Origin of the sequence: Hymenobacter sp. DG01, from assembly GCF_006352025.1 — a bacterium.
GTDB lineage: Bacteria > Bacteroidota > Bacteroidia > Cytophagales > Hymenobacteraceae > Hymenobacter.
Map to the genome: position 1 here is coordinate 1,102,329 of NZ_CP040936.1, position 20,329 is coordinate 1,122,657.

15 protein-coding genes are annotated in these 20,329 nt (G+C 59.1%); 1 reads left to right on the plus strand and 14 read right to left on the minus strand.

Annotation, left to right across the window (positions count from 1 at the left end):
* The 5 genes from FGZ14_RS04650 to FGZ14_RS04675 all read right to left on the minus strand — a co-directional run bounded on the left by FGZ14_RS04650 (position 1) and on the right by FGZ14_RS04675 (position 6,515).
* Positions 1 to 744, minus strand: coding sequence for an isoaspartyl peptidase/L-asparaginase family protein (locus tag FGZ14_RS04650; RefSeq protein ID WP_139921700.1), 744 nt, complete (start codon positions 742 to 744; stop codon positions 1 to 3).
* 484 nt (positions 745 to 1,228) lie between these two features.
* Complete coding sequence (locus FGZ14_RS04660) at positions 1,229 to 3,211, minus strand: AAA domain-containing protein (protein ID WP_139921704.1); 1,983 nt, start codon at positions 3,209 to 3,211, stop codon at positions 1,229 to 1,231.
* A gap of 868 nt (positions 3,212 to 4,079) precedes the next feature.
* Positions 4,080 to 4,448 (minus strand): glyoxalase, encoded by a 369-nt coding sequence (locus FGZ14_RS04665; RefSeq protein WP_139921706.1) that lies wholly within the window; start codon positions 4,446 to 4,448, stop codon positions 4,080 to 4,082.
* Between the two features lie 127 nt (positions 4,449 to 4,575).
* Entirely contained in the window at positions 4,576 to 5,436 is an 861-nt protein-coding gene (locus tag FGZ14_RS04670) for an SDR family oxidoreductase (RefSeq protein ID WP_139921708.1), read from the minus strand.
* Positions 5,437 to 5,645: 209 nt separating this feature from the next.
* Entirely contained in the window at positions 5,646 to 6,515 is an 870-nt protein-coding gene (locus FGZ14_RS04675; RefSeq protein WP_139921710.1) for an AraC family transcriptional regulator, read from the minus strand.
* Positions 6,516 to 6,680: 165 nt separating this feature from the next.
* On the opposite strand from FGZ14_RS04675, the gene mgrA reads away from it, so the two are divergent.
* Positions 6,681 to 7,673: an L-glyceraldehyde 3-phosphate reductase gene (mgrA, locus tag FGZ14_RS04680; RefSeq protein ID WP_139921712.1), complete on the plus strand. Its 993-nt coding sequence runs from the start codon at positions 6,681 to 6,683 to the stop codon at positions 7,671 to 7,673.
* Positions 7,674 to 8,574: 901 nt separating this feature from the next.
* Here the strand turns inward: mgrA and FGZ14_RS04685 are convergent.
* The 9 genes from FGZ14_RS04685 to FGZ14_RS04725 all read right to left on the minus strand — a co-directional run bounded on the left by FGZ14_RS04685 (position 8,575) and on the right by FGZ14_RS04725 (position 20,045).
* Positions 8,575 to 8,985: a DUF1810 domain-containing protein gene (locus tag FGZ14_RS04685; RefSeq protein ID WP_308217168.1), complete on the minus strand. Its 411-nt coding sequence runs from the start codon at positions 8,983 to 8,985 to the stop codon at positions 8,575 to 8,577.
* A gap of 312 nt (positions 8,986 to 9,297) precedes the next feature.
* Positions 9,298 to 10,023 (minus strand): M48 family metallopeptidase, encoded by a 726-nt coding sequence (locus FGZ14_RS04690; RefSeq protein ID WP_139921716.1) that lies wholly within the window; start codon positions 10,021 to 10,023, stop codon positions 9,298 to 9,300.
* 90 nt (positions 10,024 to 10,113) lie between these two features.
* A complete protein-coding gene (locus FGZ14_RS04695) occupies positions 10,114 to 10,620 on the minus strand; it encodes a PPC domain-containing DNA-binding protein (RefSeq protein WP_139921718.1) in 507 nt (168 codons plus the stop codon).
* Between the two features lie 146 nt (positions 10,621 to 10,766).
* A complete protein-coding gene (locus FGZ14_RS04700) occupies positions 10,767 to 11,642 on the minus strand; it encodes an aldo/keto reductase (protein ID WP_139921720.1) in 876 nt (291 codons plus the stop codon).
* A 267-nt stretch (positions 11,643 to 11,909) separates the two neighbouring features.
* Positions 11,910 to 13,406, minus strand: a complete 1,497-nt coding sequence (locus FGZ14_RS04705; protein ID WP_139921722.1) for an efflux transporter outer membrane subunit — start codon at positions 13,404 to 13,406, stop codon at positions 11,910 to 11,912.
* 74 nt (positions 13,407 to 13,480) lie between these two features.
* Positions 13,481 to 16,651: an efflux RND transporter permease subunit gene (locus tag FGZ14_RS04710; RefSeq protein WP_139921724.1), complete on the minus strand. Its 3,171-nt coding sequence runs from the start codon at positions 16,649 to 16,651 to the stop codon at positions 13,481 to 13,483.
* 130 nt (positions 16,652 to 16,781) lie between these two features.
* Positions 16,782 to 17,930, minus strand: a complete 1,149-nt coding sequence (locus FGZ14_RS04715) for an efflux RND transporter periplasmic adaptor subunit (RefSeq protein ID WP_139921726.1) — start codon at positions 17,928 to 17,930, stop codon at positions 16,782 to 16,784.
* Between the two features lie 196 nt (positions 17,931 to 18,126).
* Positions 18,127 to 18,393, minus strand: coding sequence for a hypothetical protein (locus tag FGZ14_RS04720; protein ID WP_139921728.1), 267 nt, complete (start codon positions 18,391 to 18,393; stop codon positions 18,127 to 18,129).
* Positions 18,394 to 18,677: 284 nt separating this feature from the next.
* A complete protein-coding gene (locus FGZ14_RS04725; RefSeq protein WP_139921730.1) occupies positions 18,678 to 20,045 on the minus strand; it encodes a HAMP domain-containing sensor histidine kinase in 1,368 nt (455 codons plus the stop codon).
* Positions 20,046 to 20,329 lie beyond the last annotated feature (284 nt).

A 20,329-nucleotide genomic window follows, 5' to 3' on the forward strand; every position in this document is an offset into this window, starting at 1 on the left:
TTACCGTACCTCCTCGCGCCACACGGCCACGAAGGGTTCCTGCTCGCCGATGCGGTAGGCGCAGCGCATGATGTTGGTGTTGCTTTCGATGGCCACGTTGCCGTCTTTGTCGATGGCAATGAAGCCTTTGTCACCTTTCAGGTCTTCGTCGCGGAGCTGCACGGCCTCGCGGCAGGCCTCAGGGGCAGTAAGGCCGCGGTACTTCACCAGGGCATATACTTCATGGGCCAGGGCTCCACGCAGAATTACTTCGCCGTCGCCGGTGCAGGATACGGCGCAGGCCTCATTGGCTGCATAGGAGCCGCCCCCGATGATGGGCGAGTCGCCGACGCGGCCCTTGAGCTGCCCTTCGATGCCGCCGGTGCTGGTGGCCACGGCTAGGTTACCGTCCTGGTCGAGAGCCACGGCGCCCACGGTATCGTGCTCCTGGGGCTGCTTTTCCTCGTCTTGAATGATTTCCAGCCATTCTTTGCGGGCCTTTTCCGTCTCGAAGTAGTGCACGGCTTCCATGGTCAGGCCGTGCTGCAGGGCAAATTCTACGGCTCCTTCATCGGAAATGTGCACATGCTGACACCGTTCCATCACGGTGCGGGCCAGGCTAACAGGGTTTTTTACGTAGCGGACACTGTTCACGGCTCCGGCCTTCAAGGTGCGGCCGTCCATGATGGAGGCGTCCATTTCAACCTCGCCCTGCTTGTTGAGGCTGCTGCCCCGGCCGGCGTTAAAATGCTCGTTATTTTCCATGCTGCACACGGCGGCCTCCACCGCCTCAACGGCCGAGCCCCCCGGTGCAGAATTTCCCAGCCGGCCTGCAGGGCCTCCTGTAGTCCCTGACGGATAGCGGCTTCCAGGTCCGGGGTCATTTTGGCGGGGTCCATGGTCACGGCGCCGCCGTGAATGACAATGGTGTAAGTTTTCATAGAGGGGAAGGGGTAGGGTGGTAGCGGTGGTACGCACAAAAAAAAGCCCCGTTCGCAGCGAAGGGGCTTTTCCGTGTTAGTACGGGGCACTGGGAAAAATACGGAGGGAGTGGTGAGTTGTCATGGCGAGGAGGCACGACGACGCCATCCGTCCTTCACGAAGTACTACCCCCAGAAATGTGACAAAGCCCTTGACGTATGGTAGCGTCAAGGGCTTATCTGGTTCCAAGGCTTATCACAAATGGGAGGAAGGATGGCGTCGTCGTGCCTCCTCGCTATGACAGCTTATTCACTCACCACTTCACTACTCACTGCAGCTCCCAGGCGGTGCGGTAGGCGCCTATGCTTTCTACGTAGTCGAGGAAGGCCTTGTAGAAGGGGTGGGAGCCCAGGGTGCTGGAGTCGCCGACGAGCAGGAGCTTGCGCCGGGCGCGGGTCATGCCCACGTTCATGCGGCGGATGTCGGAGAGGAAGCCTATTTCGCCCTGGGGGTTCGAGCGGGTGAGGCTAATGGCAATAATATCGCGCTCCTGGCCCTGGAAGGCATCCACGGTGCCGATGCTGAGCATGCGGTGCTCCATGAGGCCGGCCAGCTCGTCGTTATCTTCCACCGCATCCTTAAGGTAGTTGATCTGGGCCCGGTAGGGGGCAATAACACCGATGGTGAGCAGGTCCTCGGTGTGGTCGGCGGCATCGTAGGGCTCCAGCAATTGGGCCAGGCGCTTGAGCAGCAGGTCGGCTTCCTCGGGGTTGGCCGTGGACCGGCTTTCGTCAATGGTCAGCTCCTGGAAGCCGAAGCCGGCGGTGTCCAGAAACTCCACGGCCATATCCGGGGCGAAGCGCAGGTCGTAGTCGGGCAGGTCGGCGTGGGCCACACTGGGGGCAGCTTTCAATCGGCCTTCGTAGAACTGCTCCGAGCTGAACTCCATGATCTGCTCGTGCATGCGGTACTGCACTTTCAGCATGCGGGCCGTTTCGGGCTGGCGCCGGATGCACTTCTCGAACAAAGTTTCCCGCAAGCCCTGAGCTGCCGCTTTCTCGCTTTTCACGGTGGGCGGCAGCTGTTGGTGGTCGCCGGCCAGCACTACGCGGTTGGCTTTGGTGATGGGAATCCAGCAGCCCGGCTCCAGGGCCTGAGCAGCCTCATCAATGAACACCGTTTCGTAGGTGAGGTGGCGAATGGCGCGGTTACCGGCCCCTACCAGGGTGCATGTAATCACCTGCACCTGCTCCAACAGGTCCTCGGTGATGTAGCGCTCCAACTGGTCCGACTCCTGCAAGAGCAAGTGGGCCTGCTCCTTGAGCTGGCGGCGCTCCTCGCGCTCCTCCCAGCCGAAATGGCGCTTGAACTTGCCGGCCTGCTCGCGGTACTGCTCGGCCGTCTGGCGCATGCTTTTCAGCTCGGGGTAGCTCTTGTGCGCCATAATCTGCGCATCGAGGGTGTGCTCCAGCAGCAAATCAGAAACGCGCGAGGGGTTGCCCATGCGAATCACGTTCACGCCGCGCTCGGCCAGCTTTTCGGTGAGCAAGTCCACGGCTGTGTTGGAGGGGGCGCACACCAGCACCCGCCGCTCCCGCCGGATGGTTTCCAGGATGGCCTGCACCAGGGTGGTGGTTTTGCCAGTGCCGGGCGGGCCGTGAATAATGGCTACGTCCTGAGCCGCCAGCACGTGGCGCACCGCCGCCAACTGGCTTTCGTTCAAGGGGGAGGGGTAGTACAGCGTGGCTTCCGACTCGGGCTTGTAGCGGGCCGGCCTGGCGCCCAGCAGCACGTCGCGCAGCTCGGCCAGGCGGCTCTCGTAGGCGCCCATCACCTTGCCCAGAGCGTACTCCATCTCGCGGTAGCTCACCTCGTCGAAGGTCAGGTCCACGCCCAGCTTGCCATCTTCCACCCAGTCGGGTAGGTCTTCCTTGGTGGTAGCCAGTAGGATTTTATTGCGCTTCACGCTGGTAATCACCCCCGAGAGGGTAGGGCGGTCGGTGGCGGCGCGGCCGGGAATATTCCCGAACAGGGCCGCGTTCTTGCCCACCTGAAACAGGTGCAGCCCACCGGCCCCGGCCGGACGCTCCAGCTCAATAACCAGCTTGCCGCCAAAGCCAATGTCCTCGGAGGTGATTTTGACGGGATACCAGGTCAGGCCCCGCTTCTGGCGCTCGGCAATGGTGGCCTGGGCGCTTTTGATTTTGAATTGCTCCAGGTCCTCCTGCTGCTCGAGCTTCATGAGGGCCTGCACCTTACGCAGCTCTTTTTCCAGCGCGTACGGGTCAGTATAGGTAGGTTGTTCAGCCAACTTTTAGAGGTCTTATACGAATCGTTCGTAACAACGAAATCGGGGAAAAGGTGGCCGAAGGTCGGGGAGAAATTTAACTTTGGCGGACTAAGATGAGTCTGTCTTCTATGAAACCATATAATCTTTTAGTCGCTATTAGTTGGCTGATGGTATCTGCCTGTACTCGTACCCCACATCATAGTAATACTATTACGGCAATACCCCATACATGCACATTCTCAGAACTGCAGGAGCCGATGCGGATTAAATTCGATGAGTTTGAAAAGCAAATCAGTGCTTTTGAAGCGAGTCAATTGCCACTAGACATACTGGTAGTTGAGATACGACCTGGACGGGCTGATAATGAACTTAAGCGCTTAATTATTTCTCCAACCGGAGCTTCGTTGTTAGCAGTAAGGCACAACGTTCAGGATAGTATTTTCTTAGAGGGTAGCAGAGTGGACACTACTACGTTAAGAATGAATGTGACTGGTCATTATATGGTAAATAGTAATTCTCCATTCGCTCATACACCTACCATATGTGCGTTGGTGAAACGATACGGAAGAACTGCGTACACGTCAGGCGTAACGTCCTCGAACCTTTCCTGCCTTTCTGATTCAGCCAAGCAGAGAGTTCAACCGGGAATTTATTTAGCTCGTTGGCTACTACAATTGCATTAGTTAGCTTACTTGTTGAAGCCGTTAATTATAGCCTAGAACCTGCGTGTGGCTCTTCTGTATCTTTCCATCTGGGCCAAATATGAGCAGGTAGAGTATTGACTGATCGAAGGTGGAAATCCAGCAGGGGAGCCAGCAGCAAAGCGAAAACTAAAAACAGCTTCATAAGCAACAGATTAAGCTCTCGGCAGCAGCAGGAAGGAGCGTTACTACTGTTTATTAAACTCCCCGATGTGCCAGAGAACCCCTGAGGGGTCGTGCACGAAGCCTTCCTTGCCCCAGGCCTCCTGCCGGATGGGCAGCACCCGCACGCCAGGGTACTGGCCGGGCAAATCCAGGGCCGTCAGCTCCTGCCAGTACTGCTCCACATCGTCCACTTCCAGAAAGAGCATAGTATTGCCGACCCAGTCTGGCACGTAGTAATCCTGCAGGTAAAAGCCCACGCCTTGCAGCGTGAAATAGGACACGGTCGGTGACAACACGGCTTCCGTGAAACCGAGGGTGCGGTAGAAACTACGCGACACGGCAAAATCTTTAGACCCGATGAAAGGCCGGAGGGAACGGGGTTGCGGAGGCATATGGTTGAGGAGCCTGGAACAGGGTTTGGTGGCAGGCAATATGGCGGTTATCTGCCAAACGGGCTACCTCGCTAATAACACAAAAGCCCGGCTATATGGCCGGGCTTTCGGGCGATGAAGCCTTGCGTTATGACTTGAAAATCTCCTGCACTCCTTCCCGCAGCGGGGTGGGCGGGCGGCCCAGCCAGTCGGCCAACTCGGCGGTGACGATGGATTCCTGGCCGTTTTTGATGTCGATGAGAAAGCCCGTGATGTACTCCACAGCTACCTCCGGCAACCCCTGGGCACGCAGGCGGGCCTGGAACTCGGGCGCCTCAATGGGGGTGTACGTCACGGGCCGGCCGGATAGCTCGCTCAGGGCCTGGGCTACGTCGGTGAAGGAATAGGTAGCTCCGCCAGTGAAGGTGAAGATGCGGTTCTCGCAGGCGTCATCGGCCAGCACGTTGGCAATGGCCTCGCCCATGTCGTGGCGCAGGGCAAAAGATACGCGGCCCTGGCCGGCCGGGAGTTGAATGCCCTTGTCAAACACCTGTGGGCCTACGAACTGCGGCAGCGTGTCCATGTACAGGATGTTGCGAAACAGCAGGTAGGAGAGGCCACTAGCCCGAATGTAGTCTTCCGTCTGGAAGTGACGCTCCATCAGCTGGTTGGTGAGGGTAGCGGGGTCCTGGAGGGCACGGCTGGTGTAGGCCAGGCATCCCACGCCAGCCTTTTGGGCGGCATCCACCACGTTGTAGTGCTGCTGCAGGCCGTCTTCGTCGGCCCCGCCGGACACGAGTAGCACTTTGCTGATGCCCTGCATGGCTTGCTCCAGGGAGGCCAGGTCGCGGTAGTTGCCTACCCGGATGCTGACACCCTGGGCTTGTAGGTGGGCGGCTTTTGCTTCGTCGCGCACCAGGGCGGCGAGCTGGTGGGCGGGGAGCTTACGCAGGAGCTGCTCCAGAACAACGGAGCCGATGTGGCCGGTAGCGCCGGTTATCAGAATCATAGAAAAAGGAAAATGAGTGACGGATACACTGCAAAGGTGCTCCGTGAGGCCGCCGCCGGGAAGGGCAAAAGGGCGGGAAGGTTGGGCGAAATGGCGGAAAGCAAAGGTTCCAGAGTATCAGCCCGTCTAACTAAAAGCTAGAAACTAGTTCCCCTCCTCAGATGAGGAGGGGAACTAGCTTGCTCTAGTATGCAGCTTGTTCGCTCTACTCAGCTGGCCTGCTTATACGCCGTGGGGGAGAGGCCGAGGCTGTTGCGGAAAAACCGACTGAAGGCCGATTGGTCGGTGAAGTGGAGCAGGTCGGCGACCTGGGCTACGGTGAGCTGCTGGTTTTGCAGCAGGGCCTTGGCTTCCAGCATTACGGCTTCCTCAATCCACTCGCCGGCGGTTTTGCCGGTGGTCTGTTTTACCGTTTCGGTGAGGTGCTTGGGCGTGATGCACAGGTAGTCGGCGTAGAACTTCACGCTGCGCTCGGAGGTACTGTGTGCGTTTACTAAGTGCTTGAACTCGGCCGTGAGCAGCTGGCTGCGGGTCTGGGTGGCCTGGAGCGCCGCCTGCTGCTGGTCGTACAGGCCCACTACCTCGTAGAGTAAGCTGTTGATGAGGCTTTTGATGACCTGATGGCGGTAGGGAGCCGGGGCCTGGAACTTCTGCTGCAGCAGCCGCAACGACGCCGTAATGCTATCCGCCTCCGCAGCCGCCAGGGGGAGTACGGATTGGGCAACGGTTTCCAGAAACTGCAGGTGGCCGACGGGAATGTGGTTGCGGGCGGTCAGAAACTCCGGCGTGAAGAAAACCGACAGGCTGTCGTGGTCCGGAGAAAAGGACGTCCACTCCTTGATAATGTGGGGTGTGATGAGCATGAGGCTGCCGGGCCCGATGGTGTGGGTTTCCAGGTTAGCCTTCAGCTCCGCCGTGCCGCGCAGGCAGATACCGATCTTGTAGTAGTTGCCCCGGTAGGGTACCCCGAGGGGTGGGCCGCCGGTGTGCGTGTGCTCGTCAAGGAAGAACACGTCCGCTGCCTCATCGTCGGGGCGGGCGAAGTACTGCAGCCGGTAGGTTGGTATCAGGGTGCTCATCACGCAGTTGAGGCGAAAGGAAGGGGTAGGCCCCGGTGCCGGCCGGGTCGCCGGGCAAAAGGTCGGGAAAATAGACTGGCCAGCGCAAAAACAGTGGGCATCGTACGGTGTATTTCCGGCTTCCTGCGTACTTGCCGCCCTAACGTTATCTACCCTTTCCTACCCATGCCCTACCAACCAAACCCCGCCCGCTACGCCACCATGCAGTACCGCCGCTGCGGCCGCAGTGGCCTGAAGCTGCCGGCCGTGTCGCTCGGCCTCTGGCACAACTTCGGCGACGTGGACGTGCTCCAGAACTTCCGGGCTACCCTGCACCGGGCCTTCGATAGCGGCGTGACCCACTTCGACCTGGCCAACAACTACGGCCCGCCTCCCGGCTCGGCGGAAACCAACTTCGGCCGCATCCTGAAAGAGGATTTCCGCGGCTACCGCGACGAGCTGATTATCTCCACTAAGGCCGGCTACCACATGTGGGAAGGGCCCTACGGCGAGTGGGGTTCGCGCAAATACCTAATTTCCAGCCTCGACCAGAGCCTCCGGCGCATGAAGCTGGAGTACGTGGACATCTTCTACTCCCACCGCCCCGACCCCGACACGCCCCTGGAGGAGACCATGGGCGCCCTCGACCAGGTAGTGCGCCAAGGCAAGGCTTTGTACGTGGGCATCAGCAACTACCAGCCCCAGGAGGCCGCCGAGGCCATCCGGATTCTGCGCGAGCTGGGCACGCCCTGCCTGATTCACCAGCCCAAATACTCGATGTTTGAACGGTGGGTAGAAGGCGGTTTGCTGAACTTGCTGGGCCAGGAGGGGGTAGGGTGCATCCCGTTTTCGCCCCTGGCCCAGGGCCTGCTGACGGATAAGTACCTACACGGCATCCCCGAACATTCGCGGGTGGCGAAGGGGGTAGGCTTTCTCACTGAAAATCAGCTCACGCCCGAGCGTCTTGGCCAAGTACAACAGCTCAACGCCCTGGCCCAGGAGCGCGGCCAAAGCCTGGCCCAAATGGCCCTGAGCTGGATTCTACGCGACGAGCGGGTAACCTCCGTGCTCATCGGCGCCAGTAAACCCGACCAGCTCTCCGACTCCCTGCGCTGCCTGGACAACCTACAATTCAGCACGGAAGAGTTGGAGCGGATTGAAGGAATTTTGCGAGGGTAGAGCAGCTTATTGTTAAAATATCATCAACGATAAAATCAGCATAGTCATGCTTAGCAAGACGGTATGACTATGCTGATTTTATCGTTGATATATCTACTCACTCAGCTTTAAAGTTCTTAAGTAATATCTAGAATGCGACAAAAAATCTTTACTGATTGGAGCTTCTCGAGTAGTTCGTAATTCAAAAGTTAAACGAAGCAATAATGACTTAGTAATAGTTACTGCTTCTAATCTTTGGGCTATGTGTTGACTTAACGAGTCATGCTCCGAGTAGGTGAATATGGAGAAGAACCTGTTATTTATCTTTTCTATTGTGTCTGAAAGTAAGATGCCGGAAGGTATTTTTCCTCTGAATCTGACTAGGTTATCCTTTTGCTCTGAATTGTGAAAGCTAAATACGCTAGAGGAGTCTGCTTTAATCTTTACTCCATAGGAATCTGAGTGTACGATTGTAAACCTCTCTATCGAATCCTGCGGTATTTTCCAGAAAAAACCATCCTCCTTCAAAAGGGTACGATTCTTTGGTTGGGCACGATATCTGAAATCAAAGCAAGATGTACAATCAGAGTGGTTTGCCCAGTTAAAGACAGTGTCATATCGGGCCGGTAAGCTAATAGTAATTTTACCTTGACTATCTGAGCTATCAGCCAGGTTTATAGTCACGTCTTTGATTCTCTCTGGTGGTGTTTTATAAGCCTGATTTGTTTGTTGATTACAAGATAAAGCCGCTAGTAATATAAGGAAAAGGCAACTGTTCTTCATAAAAGAACCTTTTGTTTAGGTGCAAAATATATATTTAGTAATAATGACATTTGCAGGTAAAAGCTGTTTCGTAATCATATTAAAAAATTGTTGCGTTGAAAATATTAATGGATTTTTAAATTTATAGTGACGGGCAAACTTAAGTGCCGCTAAGCAGCCGTAGGGTTTTGCCATCGGGGTCGCCGTGGAAGAACTTGTCCAGCACTTGTTCAAAGATGGGGTCGGCGTTGGGCACGCAGGAAAACAGCGTCATGGAGGATTTCAGCTTCACATCATCGGGGCTGCCGAAGATGGCGGTAGCGTTGGTGCCAGGCAGGGCCAGCAGCGCCCGGGATATTTCCAGTAGGCGCGGCCCTAGCACGGGGTGTTGAAGGTAGGCCTCCGCTTCGGCGCGGTCCTGAATGGCGTAGAACTTCGAGGTTTCGCTGAAGCCTAGGCCCCGGATTTGCGGGAAAATGTACCACATCCAATGGCTGCGCTTGCGGCCATTTTTTATTTCGGCCAACGCCACCGGGTAATCCGTGCGCTGGGCGTCTAGGAAGCGTTGCAAATCGTTTTGAGAGGCTATGCTTTTGCGGTTATAGAGTACACGTTTTCTAGCGTGTACGCGCCTGCGGCCGGCAACGCCGTGGTGGGTGGGAGGTTTGGTGGCGGTGGAGAGGTAGGAAGCTGAAGCGTGAGGCTAGAGCTGTATATTTCTATACTGCAGTCATGTCGAGCTTGTCGAGACATCTCGCGTGCTGACGTTGCAATAATAATCCAACATCAGCACGCGAGATGTCTCGACAAGCTCGACATGACCGTTCTTTATGCTCGTTCAGTCATCTCCACCGGCTCATCCGCCTTAAAGCAGGTAGGTCGTTTAATCCGCATCGTCGCCGGTGGGTTGCTGGCCGGTGGGGTTGGCTTGCAGGGCGGCTTTATGCTGGCGCCAATCGGGCATGAACTGGTCCATCAGGCCCCAGAAGCGGGCGTTGTGCAGGCGCTCGTGCAGGTGTACCAGCTCGTGCACTACCACGTAGGCTAGGCAGCCCGGCGGCTTTTTGGCTAGCTCCAGACTCAGCCAGATGCGGCGGGCCCCGATGTTGCAGGTGCCCCAGCGGGTTTTCATCTGCTTCACGCCCCAGGCATCGGCCCGCGCGCCTACAATCGGCTCCCAGTAGGCCAATAACGCCGGAATCTGCTCCTTTAGGCGGGCGCGGTACCAGGCGTTGAGTACGGCGGCCCGCTCCTCAGGGGGGGCAGTTTCCGCTACGTGCAGGTTCAGGGTTTCATCGGTAAGGGCTACGCGGGGGCGGCCGGCGCTGGCGTGCACGCGCAACGTGTAGGGGCGGCCCTGGTAGTAGTGGGTTTCGCCGGTGCTGTAGGTTTGGGCGGCGGGCAGGGGTAGGGCGGCAAACCGTTCCTGATGCTTCTGAATCCAGGCCTGGCGGGAAAGCACAAACTCACGCAGGGTTTCCTCGGGCAGGCGCAGGGGCACGGCCACGCGCACCCGGCCCGCCGGCGGATACACCGTTACGCGCATGGTCCGGATGGCCTTGCGCACTACTTCCACTGATAGCGAACCAATCTGGATAGTCTTGCTCATAAAAACACGGTAGCCGGCCCAGATGAAGGCGGCTCAATTACCGCGCAAGGTACGCACGCTGCTGCTACCTGTCAGTAGGTTGCGAGGACTTTACCAGCTCATGACGGTGGCGCCGTTGCGCTCATCCACCTCCCGAATCTGGCGCTGCTGGTGCACGGTTACGGTAATTTCCATGGAGCCCGTGCCCACTTCCAGCGAAAGTATGTGGCCGCCCACGGTGGCAAAAGTTTTGTCGGCGGCTACGCCGTGCAGGTGCAGGGCTGGCTTGCCCTCCTTCCAGGCAATGCTGCCAGTGAGACTGGCCATTTCCACGTCGCGAAAGGCTTTGGGGTCGTAGGTTTTGGTTTGGGCGTTCCAGAAGCCGAAGGTGGGGTGCCCGAACCCGATGCCGGCCAGGCTGGCCCCCGGAATTTTTTCTCGCGTGGTCAGCTGCTCCAGCTCCTGCAGCACATTGTCGCCCTGGCGCAGCACCATCAGAAAGCCGGTGGGCGTGCGCACGTACTTGGGCGCGGTAGGTTTGGGCGCCGATTGCCCGGCGGCAACGTGGGCAAGTAAGCTCGTGCCCAACGTGAGGCTTGTGAGAAGGAAGGAGTTCATAGCAGAAAAGGGGGTAGGCGTTTAAGACGAAGGATGGGGTAGTGAGGGCCGCGCAAGGGGTTGGCTGAGGCCACGAAAAAGCCCGGCTCATGCGAAGGACTACGGTAGTGCTTCGTACGAACCGGGCGTGGGGTTACAATGGCGGTTTATTCTGCGTCCGAAGAGCCACCGCCGAGGTTTTCCAGCTCGGCCATGTCGTCGAGGGTGAGGGCCAGGGACGCGGCCTGTACGTTTTCTTCCAGGTGCTTTACCTTGGAGGTGCCCGGAATCAGCAGAATGTTGGGGGAGCGGTGCAGCAGCCAGCTCAGGGCTACCTGCTGCTTGCTGGCGTTATACTTCTGCCCAATTTTGGTCAGTTTGTTGAGGGCCTCTTCATTGCCGCCGGCCAGGGGGTACCACGGAATAAAGGCCATGCCATTTTTCTCGCAGAAGTTCAATTCGGCTTCCCACTTGCGGTTGTCCACGCTGTACATGTTCTGCACCGACACCACTTTCACGTACTGCTGGGCCTGCTGAATCTGCTCCACGGTTACCTCCGAGAGGCCGATGTGCTTCACCAAGCCTTCTTCCTGCACCTGCTGCAGAAACTCGAGGGTTTGCTCAAACGGCACTTCGGGGTCAACGCGGTGAAGCTGATAGAGGTCAATCTTATCGAGCTTGAGGCGCTGCAGACTGCCCTCCAGGGCTTCGCGCAGGTGTTTGGGGCTGGCATCAATGGGCCACTGGTTAGGGCCGGTGCGCAGCAGCCCGCCCTTGGTGCCAATAATCAGCCCCGACTTATAGGGGTGCAGGGCCTCGGCAATCAGCTCCTCCGATACGTTGGGGCCGTAGCTGTCGGCGGTGTCAATGAAGTTGATGCCCAGCTCCACGGCCCGCTGCAGCACCCGGATGGCCTCGTCGTGGTCCTGGGGCGGACCCCAGATGCCGTCGCCGGTGATGCGCATGGCGCCGTAGCCCATGCGGTTGATGGTCAGGTCGCCGCCCAGGCGGAAGGTGGTAGCGGGGGAAGGGGAAGTAGCCATGGGAAAGGTGGTTGGTGGTGGATGCAGGAAATACGCGGGGCAGGCCGCTGGTGTTGAGCCCTTCCCCAGATTCTGTTAGCCCACCATTCACCTGAAAGAACCCTGTAGTTCAGCTTGCTACATACTTTGCGGGTTTGCTCCTAGTTGAGCTTTCAAGCAGTGGATAAAGGCGAAGAATCTGCCCGTTAAGCAGAAACGAGGAGCCCTAGGCACCGTGAAAGGGTAGCCTATGCTACTCGCTTCTTCTCGAACTAACGCGGTTTTCAATTACCGCTGAGGCTCCGTTGCCGGTGCCGGCGTCCAGCCGCCCCCAAGCCCGCGGTAGAGGTCAATGAGCAACAGGAACTGCTGGCGGCGCGTTTGGGTCAGGTTCAGCTCGGCATCCAGTACGCTGCGCTGGGCAGTTACTACCTCCAAGTAGGAGGCGTAGTTGGCTTTGTATAGGTCGTCGGACACGCTTACGGCTTTGTTCAGGGCTTCTACTTCCTGCTGCTGCAACTCAAACATGCGCTGGTAATTGCCAATGCCACGCAGACTAGTGCTGACTTCCTCAAAGCCGGTTTGCACGGCTTTCTGGTAGTCGTTGTAGGCAATCTGCTGCTCGGCGGCCGAGCGGCGCAGGTCGGCTTTCAGCCCGTTGCGGTTCAGCAAAGGCGCGCTGAGTCCTGACAGCAGCCCGTAAGCCAGGGAGCCGGGCGAGTTGAACAGCACCGAGGCGCGGTAGGCATTCACCCCGATGAAGGGGGTAAGCGTGAGCGAAGGCAAGAAGGCCGCCCGGGCCGCCGATACATCGGCGCGGGCCGCTACCAATTCCAGCTCGGCCTGCTGCACATCGGGGCGGCGCAGGAGCATGGAGGTGGGCAGACCGGCCTGCACCTGGGTGGGGAGGGGCTGCTGCAGAATGGGCAGGCCTCGGGCAATGTGCTGGGGGTAGCGACCCAGCAGGCGGTTCAGCTCGTTTTCGGAGGCGGCAATGCGCTGCTGGGCCTCGGCTTCCAGGCTGCGGGTGCGCAGCAACTGGGCCGTGAACTGCTGCACGGCCAGCTCGTTGGCGCGGCCTGCCTGCTTCTGAATTTTCACGATTTCCAGGGCCCGCTCCTGCAGGCGCTGGTTTTTGTTGAGCACGGCCAGCTCGTTATCCAGCCCCAGCAGGTTAAAATACAGGCGAGCCACCTCCGACACCAGGGCCGTTTCTACCAGGTGGCGGCCCTTCTCGGAAGCCAGTACCCGCAGGTAGGCCGCCTGCCGGCGCTGGCGCAGCTTGCCCCAAAGGTCCAGTTCCCAAGAGCTGCGTAGGCCCAGGAAGAAATCGGGGGTAGGGTTCGGAATGCGCTGCCTACCCTCAATATTGGGCGAAAGGTTGGTGTCGTAATTGCCGATGCCGTTGAGGGTGTAGTCGCCGAACTTCTCCACGCCGGCGCTGGCTACCCCGTTCACAGCCGGCAGCAAGGCCCCGCGCTGCACCAGCAGGTTGGCCCGCGCAATTTCAATGCGCTGAATGGCCGTGCGCAAATCGGGGTTGGCTTGCAGGGCCGTGTCGATGAGGCCCACCAGGTTCCGATCCCCGAAAAACTGCCGCCAGGGCTGGTCAGCCACGGAGGCGGAATCGGTGGTGGCAGCAGTGACCGGGAAAGCCGCCGGCATGGTGGCCGCCGCGGGTTGCACAGTAGGCGCCGCTACCCGGCAGCTCGTAGCCAAGGCCAACGCAGCCAGGGCGGGCAGTAGGCGGCAGGTAAGGGGACGTATTGAGGTTGATAAAGTCATGGGGCTAGCGAGGCTAGAGCTAAAAGCTAGAGTTAGTTTCCCTCAGGTGAGAGGAAAGCTATTTTTCTTAAGCGTTAGGCGTGGGCGGGTTCCAGGGTTTCGGTGGGCTCGGCGAGCTGCTTGCGCTGCTTCTTTTCCTTCTTGTCCCGGCCGGCGAATAACACGTAGAGACCCGGAATCAGAATCACGCCGAACAGGGTGCCGATGAACATACCGCCGGCCGCGGCCGTGCCGATGGAGCGGTTGCCCAAGGCGCCCGCGCCGGTGGCAATGGTCAGGGGAATCAGGCCGGCAATGAAGGCGAAGGAGGTCATCAGGATGGGGCGCAGGCGGGAGTAGCCGCCCTGCACGGCCGCTTCCAGGGCCGAGAGGCCTTCTTTGCGCTTGAGCACCGCAAACTCAATGATGAGGATGGCGTTCTTGCCCAGCAGACCAATGAGCATGACCAGGGAAACCTGGGCGTAGATGTTGTTTTCCAGGCCCAGCAGCTTCAGGAAGAGGAAGGCTCCGAAGATGCCCGTTGGCAGGCTTAGGATAACCGGCAGGGGTAGCAGGAAGCTTTCGTACTGGGCTGCCAGCAGCAGGTACACGAACAAGAGTACCACGGCAAACACGTAGATGGCCTGGTCGCCGCTCAGAATTTGCTCCCTGGTCATGCCGCTCCACTCGTAGCTGTATCCGCGGGGCAGCTCCTTGGCCGCTACCTCTTCAATGGTCTTAATTACGTCGCCCGACGAGAAACCGGGGGCGGCGTCGCCGTTGAGCATGGCCGAGGTGTACATGTTGTAGCGGGTGAGCTGCTCGGGACCGTACACACGCTCCAAACGCACAAACGAGGAGTAGGGCACCATCTCGTTTCGGTCGTTTTTCACGTACATTTTTAGCACGTCTTCGGGGCTGGTGCGGTAGCCGGGGGCGGCCTGCACCATCACTTTGTACATCTGCCCGAAACGGATAAAGTTGGAAGCGTAGAAGGAGCCCATCAGGGTTTGGAGGGTACTCATGGCCTTGTCCACGGTCACGCCTTTCTTGGCCGCCTGGTCCTGATCGACATGGATAAGATACTGGGGGAAGCTGGCGTCGAAGCCGGTAAAGGCCCCGCCCACAGCTGGCGTGCTGGTGAGGGCCGTGATGAACTTTTCGGCTACCTGGGCCGTGGCGGGCAAGTCGCCGCGGCCGGTTTTGTCGAGCAGGCGCAGCTCGAAGCCGCTGGAGTTACCGAAGCCCGGCACGGTAGGCGGCGGGAAGAACTGAATGTCGGCGTCGTTGATGTGCTTGGTTTGCTCGTTGAGTTGGGCAATCAGGTCGGTTACCGACTCCTTGCGGTCGTCCCAGGTCTTGAGGTTAATCATGCCCATGCCGTAGGAGGCACCGGCTACCTCGTTCATGAGGCTGTAGCCGGCCAGCGTCGAAACCGATTCTACCGGGCCCAACTTGGCTGCTACCTTCTGGATTTCGTCGAGCACTTTCTCAGTGCGCTCCACGGTAGCGCCGGGCGGGGTGGTCACGTTCACGTAAATCATGCCCTGATCCTCGGTTGGGATAAAGCCGGCGGGCAGGATGGAGTTCACGCCCCAGGTAGCCAGGCAGAAGCCAATGAGCAAGCCAATGGTGATGATGCGGCGGTTGGCCACTGTGCGCACCAGCCACTGGTAGCGAGTGGCCAGGGCCTCGTAGCGACGGTTGAAGCCAGCAAAGAATCGGTCCATCAGTCCTTGCTTTTTGGTTTCGCCGTGCGCTACCGGCTTGAGCAGCAGGGCGCACAGGGCTGGCGTCAGGGTCAGGGCATTCACGCCTGAAATGACGATGGAAATAGCCAGCGTGAGCGAGAACTGCCGGTAGAACACGCCCACCGGGCCTTCCATGAACGACACCGGCACGAATACCGCCGACATTACCAGAGTAATGGCCACAATGGCGCCCCCAATTTCCGACATGGCTTCCAGGGTAGCGTCCATAGCGGAAAGGTGCTTCTCGTGCATTTTGGCGTGCACGGCTTCCACCACCACAATGGCGTTATCAACCACAATACCGATGGCCAGCACCAGGGCAAACAGGGTAAGCAGGTTGATGGAGAAGCCCAGCAGCTGCATGAAAAACAGCGTACCGATAAGGGCCACCGGCACCGCCAGGGCCGGAATCAGCGTGGAGCGCCAGTCCTGCAGGAACAGGTACACGACCACAAACACCAGCAGAAAGGCCTCTACCAGGGTGCGCATTACCTCATGAATCGAGGCATCGAGGAAGCGCGATACGTCGTAGGCCACGTTGTAGGTCATGCCGGGGGGGAAGGACGTCTGCTTCAGCTCGGCCATGCGCTCCTTCACCTGCTTAATTACATCCGAAGCGTTGGAGCCGGGGCGCTGCTTGAGCATGATGGCCGCCGAGGGCTTGCCGTCAATCTTGGATACCATGCCGTAGCTGAGCACGTCGAACTTCACTTGGGCCACGTCCTTGAGGCGCAGCACCGAGCCGTCGGGGTTGGCGCGCAGCACAATGTCCTCGTACTGCTTGGGTTCGAAGAGCTTACCGGTGTAGCGCAGCACGTACTGCAGCATCTGGGCGTCCTGGCCCGAGCTTTCCCCCGATTTACCCGGGGCCGCCTCTACGTTCTGGGCCCGGATGGCTTCCACCACCTCCTCGGCCGACACGTTATAGGCCACCATGCGGTCGGGCTGCAGCCACACGCGCATGGAGTACTCGCGCTGGCCCATGATTTCGGCAAAGCCTACCCCATTGATGCGCTTGAGCTCCTGCAACACGTTGATGTCGGCGAAGTTGTAGATGAACTTCTCGTTCACCTTCGGGTCTTCGCTCATCACGTTGAGGTAGAGCAGCATGCTGTTCACCTCCTTCTCGGTGCTCACCCCCGCCCGAATTACCTCCTCGGGTAGCTCGTCGATGATGGTTTGCACCCGGTTCTGCACGTTCACGGCCGCCAGGTCGGGGTCGGTTCCTACCTGGAAAAACACGGTAATCACCGTCAGGCCGCTGTTGCTGCTCACCGAAGACATGTAGGTCATGCCCGGCACGCCGTTGATAGCACGTTCCAGCGGCGTGGCTACGGCCTTGGCGCACACCTCGGCGTTGGCGCCGGTGTAGCGGGCCGTTACGGTCACCGAAGGCGGCACGATATCCGGGAACTGGGTAATGGGCAGCGAGAACAAGGCCAGCCCACCCAGGAAGGTGATAAACAAGGAAATCACCAGCGAGAGAACCGGCCGGCGAATGAAGAGTGCAAGCATAGGTTGGGAGGTATCGGGAGGGTAGGAAGGAGGTAGGGAAGGGTGGAGCCAAGGCTAGAGGTAGGCCCCCCTCCTCAGATGAGGAGGGGGCTAGCTGCTAGTGTTAGCTTTTGGTTTCAGCGAGAATTCCCTACCGCGCTTCTTCAATCAACTCATCCATGGCCACGGGTTGGGGCTTGATGATGGCGCCGTCGCGTAGGTCCTGCACGCCTTCGTACACGATGTTGTCGCCGCTTTTCAGGCCGGTTTTCACCACGTAGAAGTCGGAGAGGCGGGTTTGGGGCTGGAAGGCGTGCTGCTTCACGCGGCCCTGCTTATCGACCATGAACACGTAGTTCTTGTCCTGAATCTCGAATACCGATTTCTGAGGCACCAGCACGGCATCTTCCACGGTGTTGCTCAGGCGCACCTTGCCGCTGGCACCGTGGCGCAAGAGCTGCTGGGGGTTATCGAAACGGGCGCGGAAGGCAATGGAGCCGGTGTTGGCCTGAAACTGACTTTCCACGGTTTCCACCTTGCCTTTCACAGAGTAGATGGAGCCGTCGGCGAGCAGCAGGTGGGCCACGTTGGTGCTCCGGGCCGAGTCGCGCTTGCTTTTCTTCACGTACTCCAGGTACTCGGCCTCCGACACGTTGAAGTAGGCAAACACCTCGTCGATGTTCGAAACGGTGGTGAGTAGGGTGCCATCCTCAATCACGCTGCCCATTTTCAGCGGAATCCGGTTGATGACGCCATCAAATGGGGCGCGCACCAGGGTGTAAGACAGCATCAGGGCGGCATTGGCGGCCGTGGAGCGGGCCTGCTGAATCTCAGACTCGGCGGCGTGGTATTTGGCCTGGGCCACTTCCAGCTCCGTCTTGGAAATGATGTTTTTGTCGGTGAGCAGCTTCACGCGCTCCAGTTCCAGGCGGGCTACGCGGGCAGCGGCCTGGGCGCTGCTCAGGGCCGCTTTAGCGCGGGTCAGGCGGCTCTTGTACTCGGTATCGTTGATGCGGAACAGGGGTTGTCCCTTGCGGACTTCCTGACCTTCATCCACGTAAATCTGCTCCAGAAACCCTTCCAGCCGGGCCCGGATTTCCACGTTCTGCACTGCCTGAATATCGGCCACGTAGTCGTGGGTTAGGATGGTGTCGCGGGCCGTGAGCTGGGTGATGGGTAGCGTTGGTGGGGCTTCAGGTTTGGTCGTTTCAGCCTGGGAGTTAGCGCCGCAGCCGGCCAGGGCAGCCGAGGCAAGCGGAAGCAGCAGCCAGCAAAGGGGTTTCAAGAGAGAGGAAGGCATAGGAAGGTGCTGAGGAAAAGACACGGCCAGAGAGCTTACCCGGCAAAACTCACCCGCCGGGATTAGAGCGAAGTGAGGCTCAGATTAGAAAAGATTAAAAGCAGGAGTTTTGCACGAAGCCCCTGGACCGACAGGCTGGCTGGCTGGCTGGCCGGCAACCTGAAAAAGCCGCCCACAGGCGGCTAAGTCGGCTCCATCAGGGGCCGGCAGAGGCAGTAGATAATGTATCGGAGGCGACCAGCTGGCTAGCCCGGCACTCGGCCAGGGCGCGGCGTACCTGCTGCAGCTCTACTTCCGCAACCAGCTCTGAGAGAGGCTCATCAAGCTGATAGTCCAGGGCGTACTCCGGCCCCCGGAACAGCAGGTAGAGGTTCAGGCCCGTGGAAAGCAGCAGTGTACCCAGCAGCAGCCATACCAGCAGCCGGTTACGCGCGATGGAAGAAGAAACGGGAAGTCCAGCCATGGCGCAAAACACGCCCGGCAGGATTAAAACGGGATGAGAAGGAAATTAGAAGATGTTAAAGGCGAGCTGGCCCGGAGGTTGTCATGGCGAGGAGGCACAACGAAGCCATCCTTCCTGACCAACGTGCTACCCCCTGAAATGTGGCAAGCCCTTGACGACTGTACGAGCGTCAAGGGCTTGTCTGTTTATCAGGCTTGTCACATGAAGAGAGGAAGGATGGCTTCGGTGCCCTCGCCATGACAACGCACTCAGTCACTCATGCACTTATTCATCATTTCACCACTTCACTCCGCCGCGGGGAGCTGCACAATGGCAGTGGTGCCCTTACTCACTTCTGAATGCAGCTCAATCCGGCCCCCGTGCAGGAGCACAATTTTGCGGGTCATGGGCAGGCCGATGCCGTAACCGGGCGCATTGGTGTCGGTGCCGGCGCGGTAGAGGGGCTCGTAGATGCGCTCCAGCTCGTGGGGCTCCATGCCAATGCCCCGGTCCGTAACGCGCACCTGCACGGTTTCCGCCGAGAGGTAGCCCAGCTCTACCTGTACCTCCTGCCGCGAGTATTTGCAGGCATTATCCAGCAGGTTCAGCAGGGCCGTGGTGAGCAGCTGAGCGTTGCCGCGCACCATAAACATGTCCTCCACCTCGGGCGGCAGCAGGCCGAAGTGGAGTTTGAGCGCCCGGCCGGGGTAGCGGGCCTGGCAGGAGGCCAGGGCCTGGGTCAGGCACTCATCCAGGCGCACCGGCTCGCGCCGCATAGAGGCGTCTGTGACCTTAGCCAGGCTCAGCAGGCCATTGGTTAGCTCAATCAGCTTCTTGATTTCCTCGGTAGCCGAGCTGATGCTGCGCTTGGCCTCCGCCAGCTCGGTATCGTAAGCATGGGCGGTTTCCAGAGTGCCCAGCACCGAGGCCAGGGGCGTGCGCAGCTCGTGAGAAGCGTTGCTCAGAAAGCTTTTCTGCGATTCAAAAGCCTGCTCCACGCCCACCAGCATCTGGTTGAAGGTGCGGGCCAGCTGGGCTATTTCGTCGGTACCGTTGCCCTCGTCCACCCGGGCGCTCAGGCGGGAGGCCGTGATGCGCTCTACCTGGCTGATAATGCGCGAGATAGGCTTCAACGACTCCTCCGCGAAATACCAGCCCGCCAGAATAATCAGCACCAGTGCCCCCAGGTTGGCCGCCAGCAGAATCAGGCCCAGCTTCTCCATTTGCCGATGCCCAAAATCGTCGTGGCCGGCAGCAAAAATCCAATAGGGCTGCTTGTTGCGCTCGTAATACAGCCCAATGCACTCCATTGGGCCATCGGTAAACTGCACCGGCCGGTTCGGGCGGATCAGCGGGAGGTAGCGGGAGTTGAGCTTCTGACTGAGGCCATCGGCACTGGTGTAAATCAGGTGTTGGCCGGGGCCGTAAATGCTGATCTGCTCGCCGGGCACCGTGAACAGGTCGCGCCGGTGCATGGTGCGCAGCAGCTCGTGGTTGAGGCTGTCGTGGCGCACCAGCACGCGGGCCGTCATGGTGGCCTTGCCCGCCAGGCGGTTGATAAAGCGCTGCTCCCGGTTGGTGGCCTGGAAAGAGTAGATAAAGACCGAAAAGCATAGCTGTATGCCCACCACCAGCAGGGTAAAGCGCAGAATCAGCTTGTTGCGGATGAGCATGAGGACCGTAAGTGAATGAGTAAATGAGCCAATGAGTGAAGGGCGCTAGGGGTGAGTAGATGACGGCCGCCCTGGTCCGACACTGAAGGCGTCCGGTTAACATTTGTGCCATTCGCATCAGAATAAGGGAGTCCGCCTACCCCCTCAGCCAGCTCAAACCTCACCGGGCAGGAGGCAACAACGTCAACGAGTGCGACGCTTCCTGCGTCGCACCGGGAATAAGAACGAGAAGCAGAGATGGGTAGAACGTCAAACTCACTCATTCACTGGGTTACTCATCTACC

What these genes read in the sequence shown, in the direction of transcription:
- FGZ14_RS04665 (WP_139921706.1), bottom strand. Translation starts at nt 4,448, where the DNA reads ATGCCTCCGCAACCCCGTTCCCTCCGGCCTTTCATCGGGTCTAAAGAT.
- FGZ14_RS04675 (WP_139921710.1), bottom strand. Translation starts at nt 6,515, where the DNA reads ATGAGCACCCTGATACCAACCTACCGGCTGCAGTACTTCGCCCGCCCC.
- mgrA (WP_139921712.1), top strand. Translation starts at nt 6,681, where the DNA reads ATGCCCTACCAACCAAACCCCGCCCGCTACGCCACCATGCAGTACCGC.
- FGZ14_RS04715 (WP_139921726.1), bottom strand. Translation starts at nt 17,930, where the DNA reads ATGCCTTCCTCTCTCTTGAAACCCCTTTGCTGGCTGCTGCTTCCGCTT.
- FGZ14_RS04650 (WP_139921700.1), bottom strand. Translation starts at nt 744, where the DNA reads ATGGAAAATAACGAGCATTTTAACGCCGGCCGGGGCAGCAGCCTCAAC.
- FGZ14_RS04710 (WP_139921724.1), bottom strand. Translation starts at nt 16,651, where the DNA reads ATGCTTGCACTCTTCATTCGCCGGCCGGTTCTCTCGCTGGTGATTTCC.
- FGZ14_RS04705 (WP_139921722.1), bottom strand. Translation starts at nt 13,406, where the DNA reads ATGACTTTATCAACCTCAATACGTCCCCTTACCTGCCGCCTACTGCCC.
- FGZ14_RS04670 (WP_139921708.1), bottom strand. Translation starts at nt 5,436, where the DNA reads ATGATTCTGATAACCGGCGCTACCGGCCACATCGGCTCCGTTGTTCTG.
- FGZ14_RS04720 (WP_139921728.1), bottom strand. Translation starts at nt 18,393, where the DNA reads ATGGCTGGACTTCCCGTTTCTTCTTCCATCGCGCGTAACCGGCTGCTG.
- FGZ14_RS04725 (WP_139921730.1), bottom strand. Translation starts at nt 20,045, where the DNA reads ATGCTCATCCGCAACAAGCTGATTCTGCGCTTTACCCTGCTGGTGGTG.
- FGZ14_RS04695 (WP_139921718.1), bottom strand. Translation starts at nt 10,620, where the DNA reads ATGAACTCCTTCCTTCTCACAAGCCTCACGTTGGGCACGAGCTTACTT.
- FGZ14_RS04700 (WP_139921720.1), bottom strand. Translation starts at nt 11,642, where the DNA reads ATGGCTACTTCCCCTTCCCCCGCTACCACCTTCCGCCTGGGCGGCGAC.
- FGZ14_RS04690 (WP_139921716.1), bottom strand. Translation starts at nt 10,023, where the DNA reads ATGAGCAAGACTATCCAGATTGGTTCGCTATCAGTGGAAGTAGTGCGC.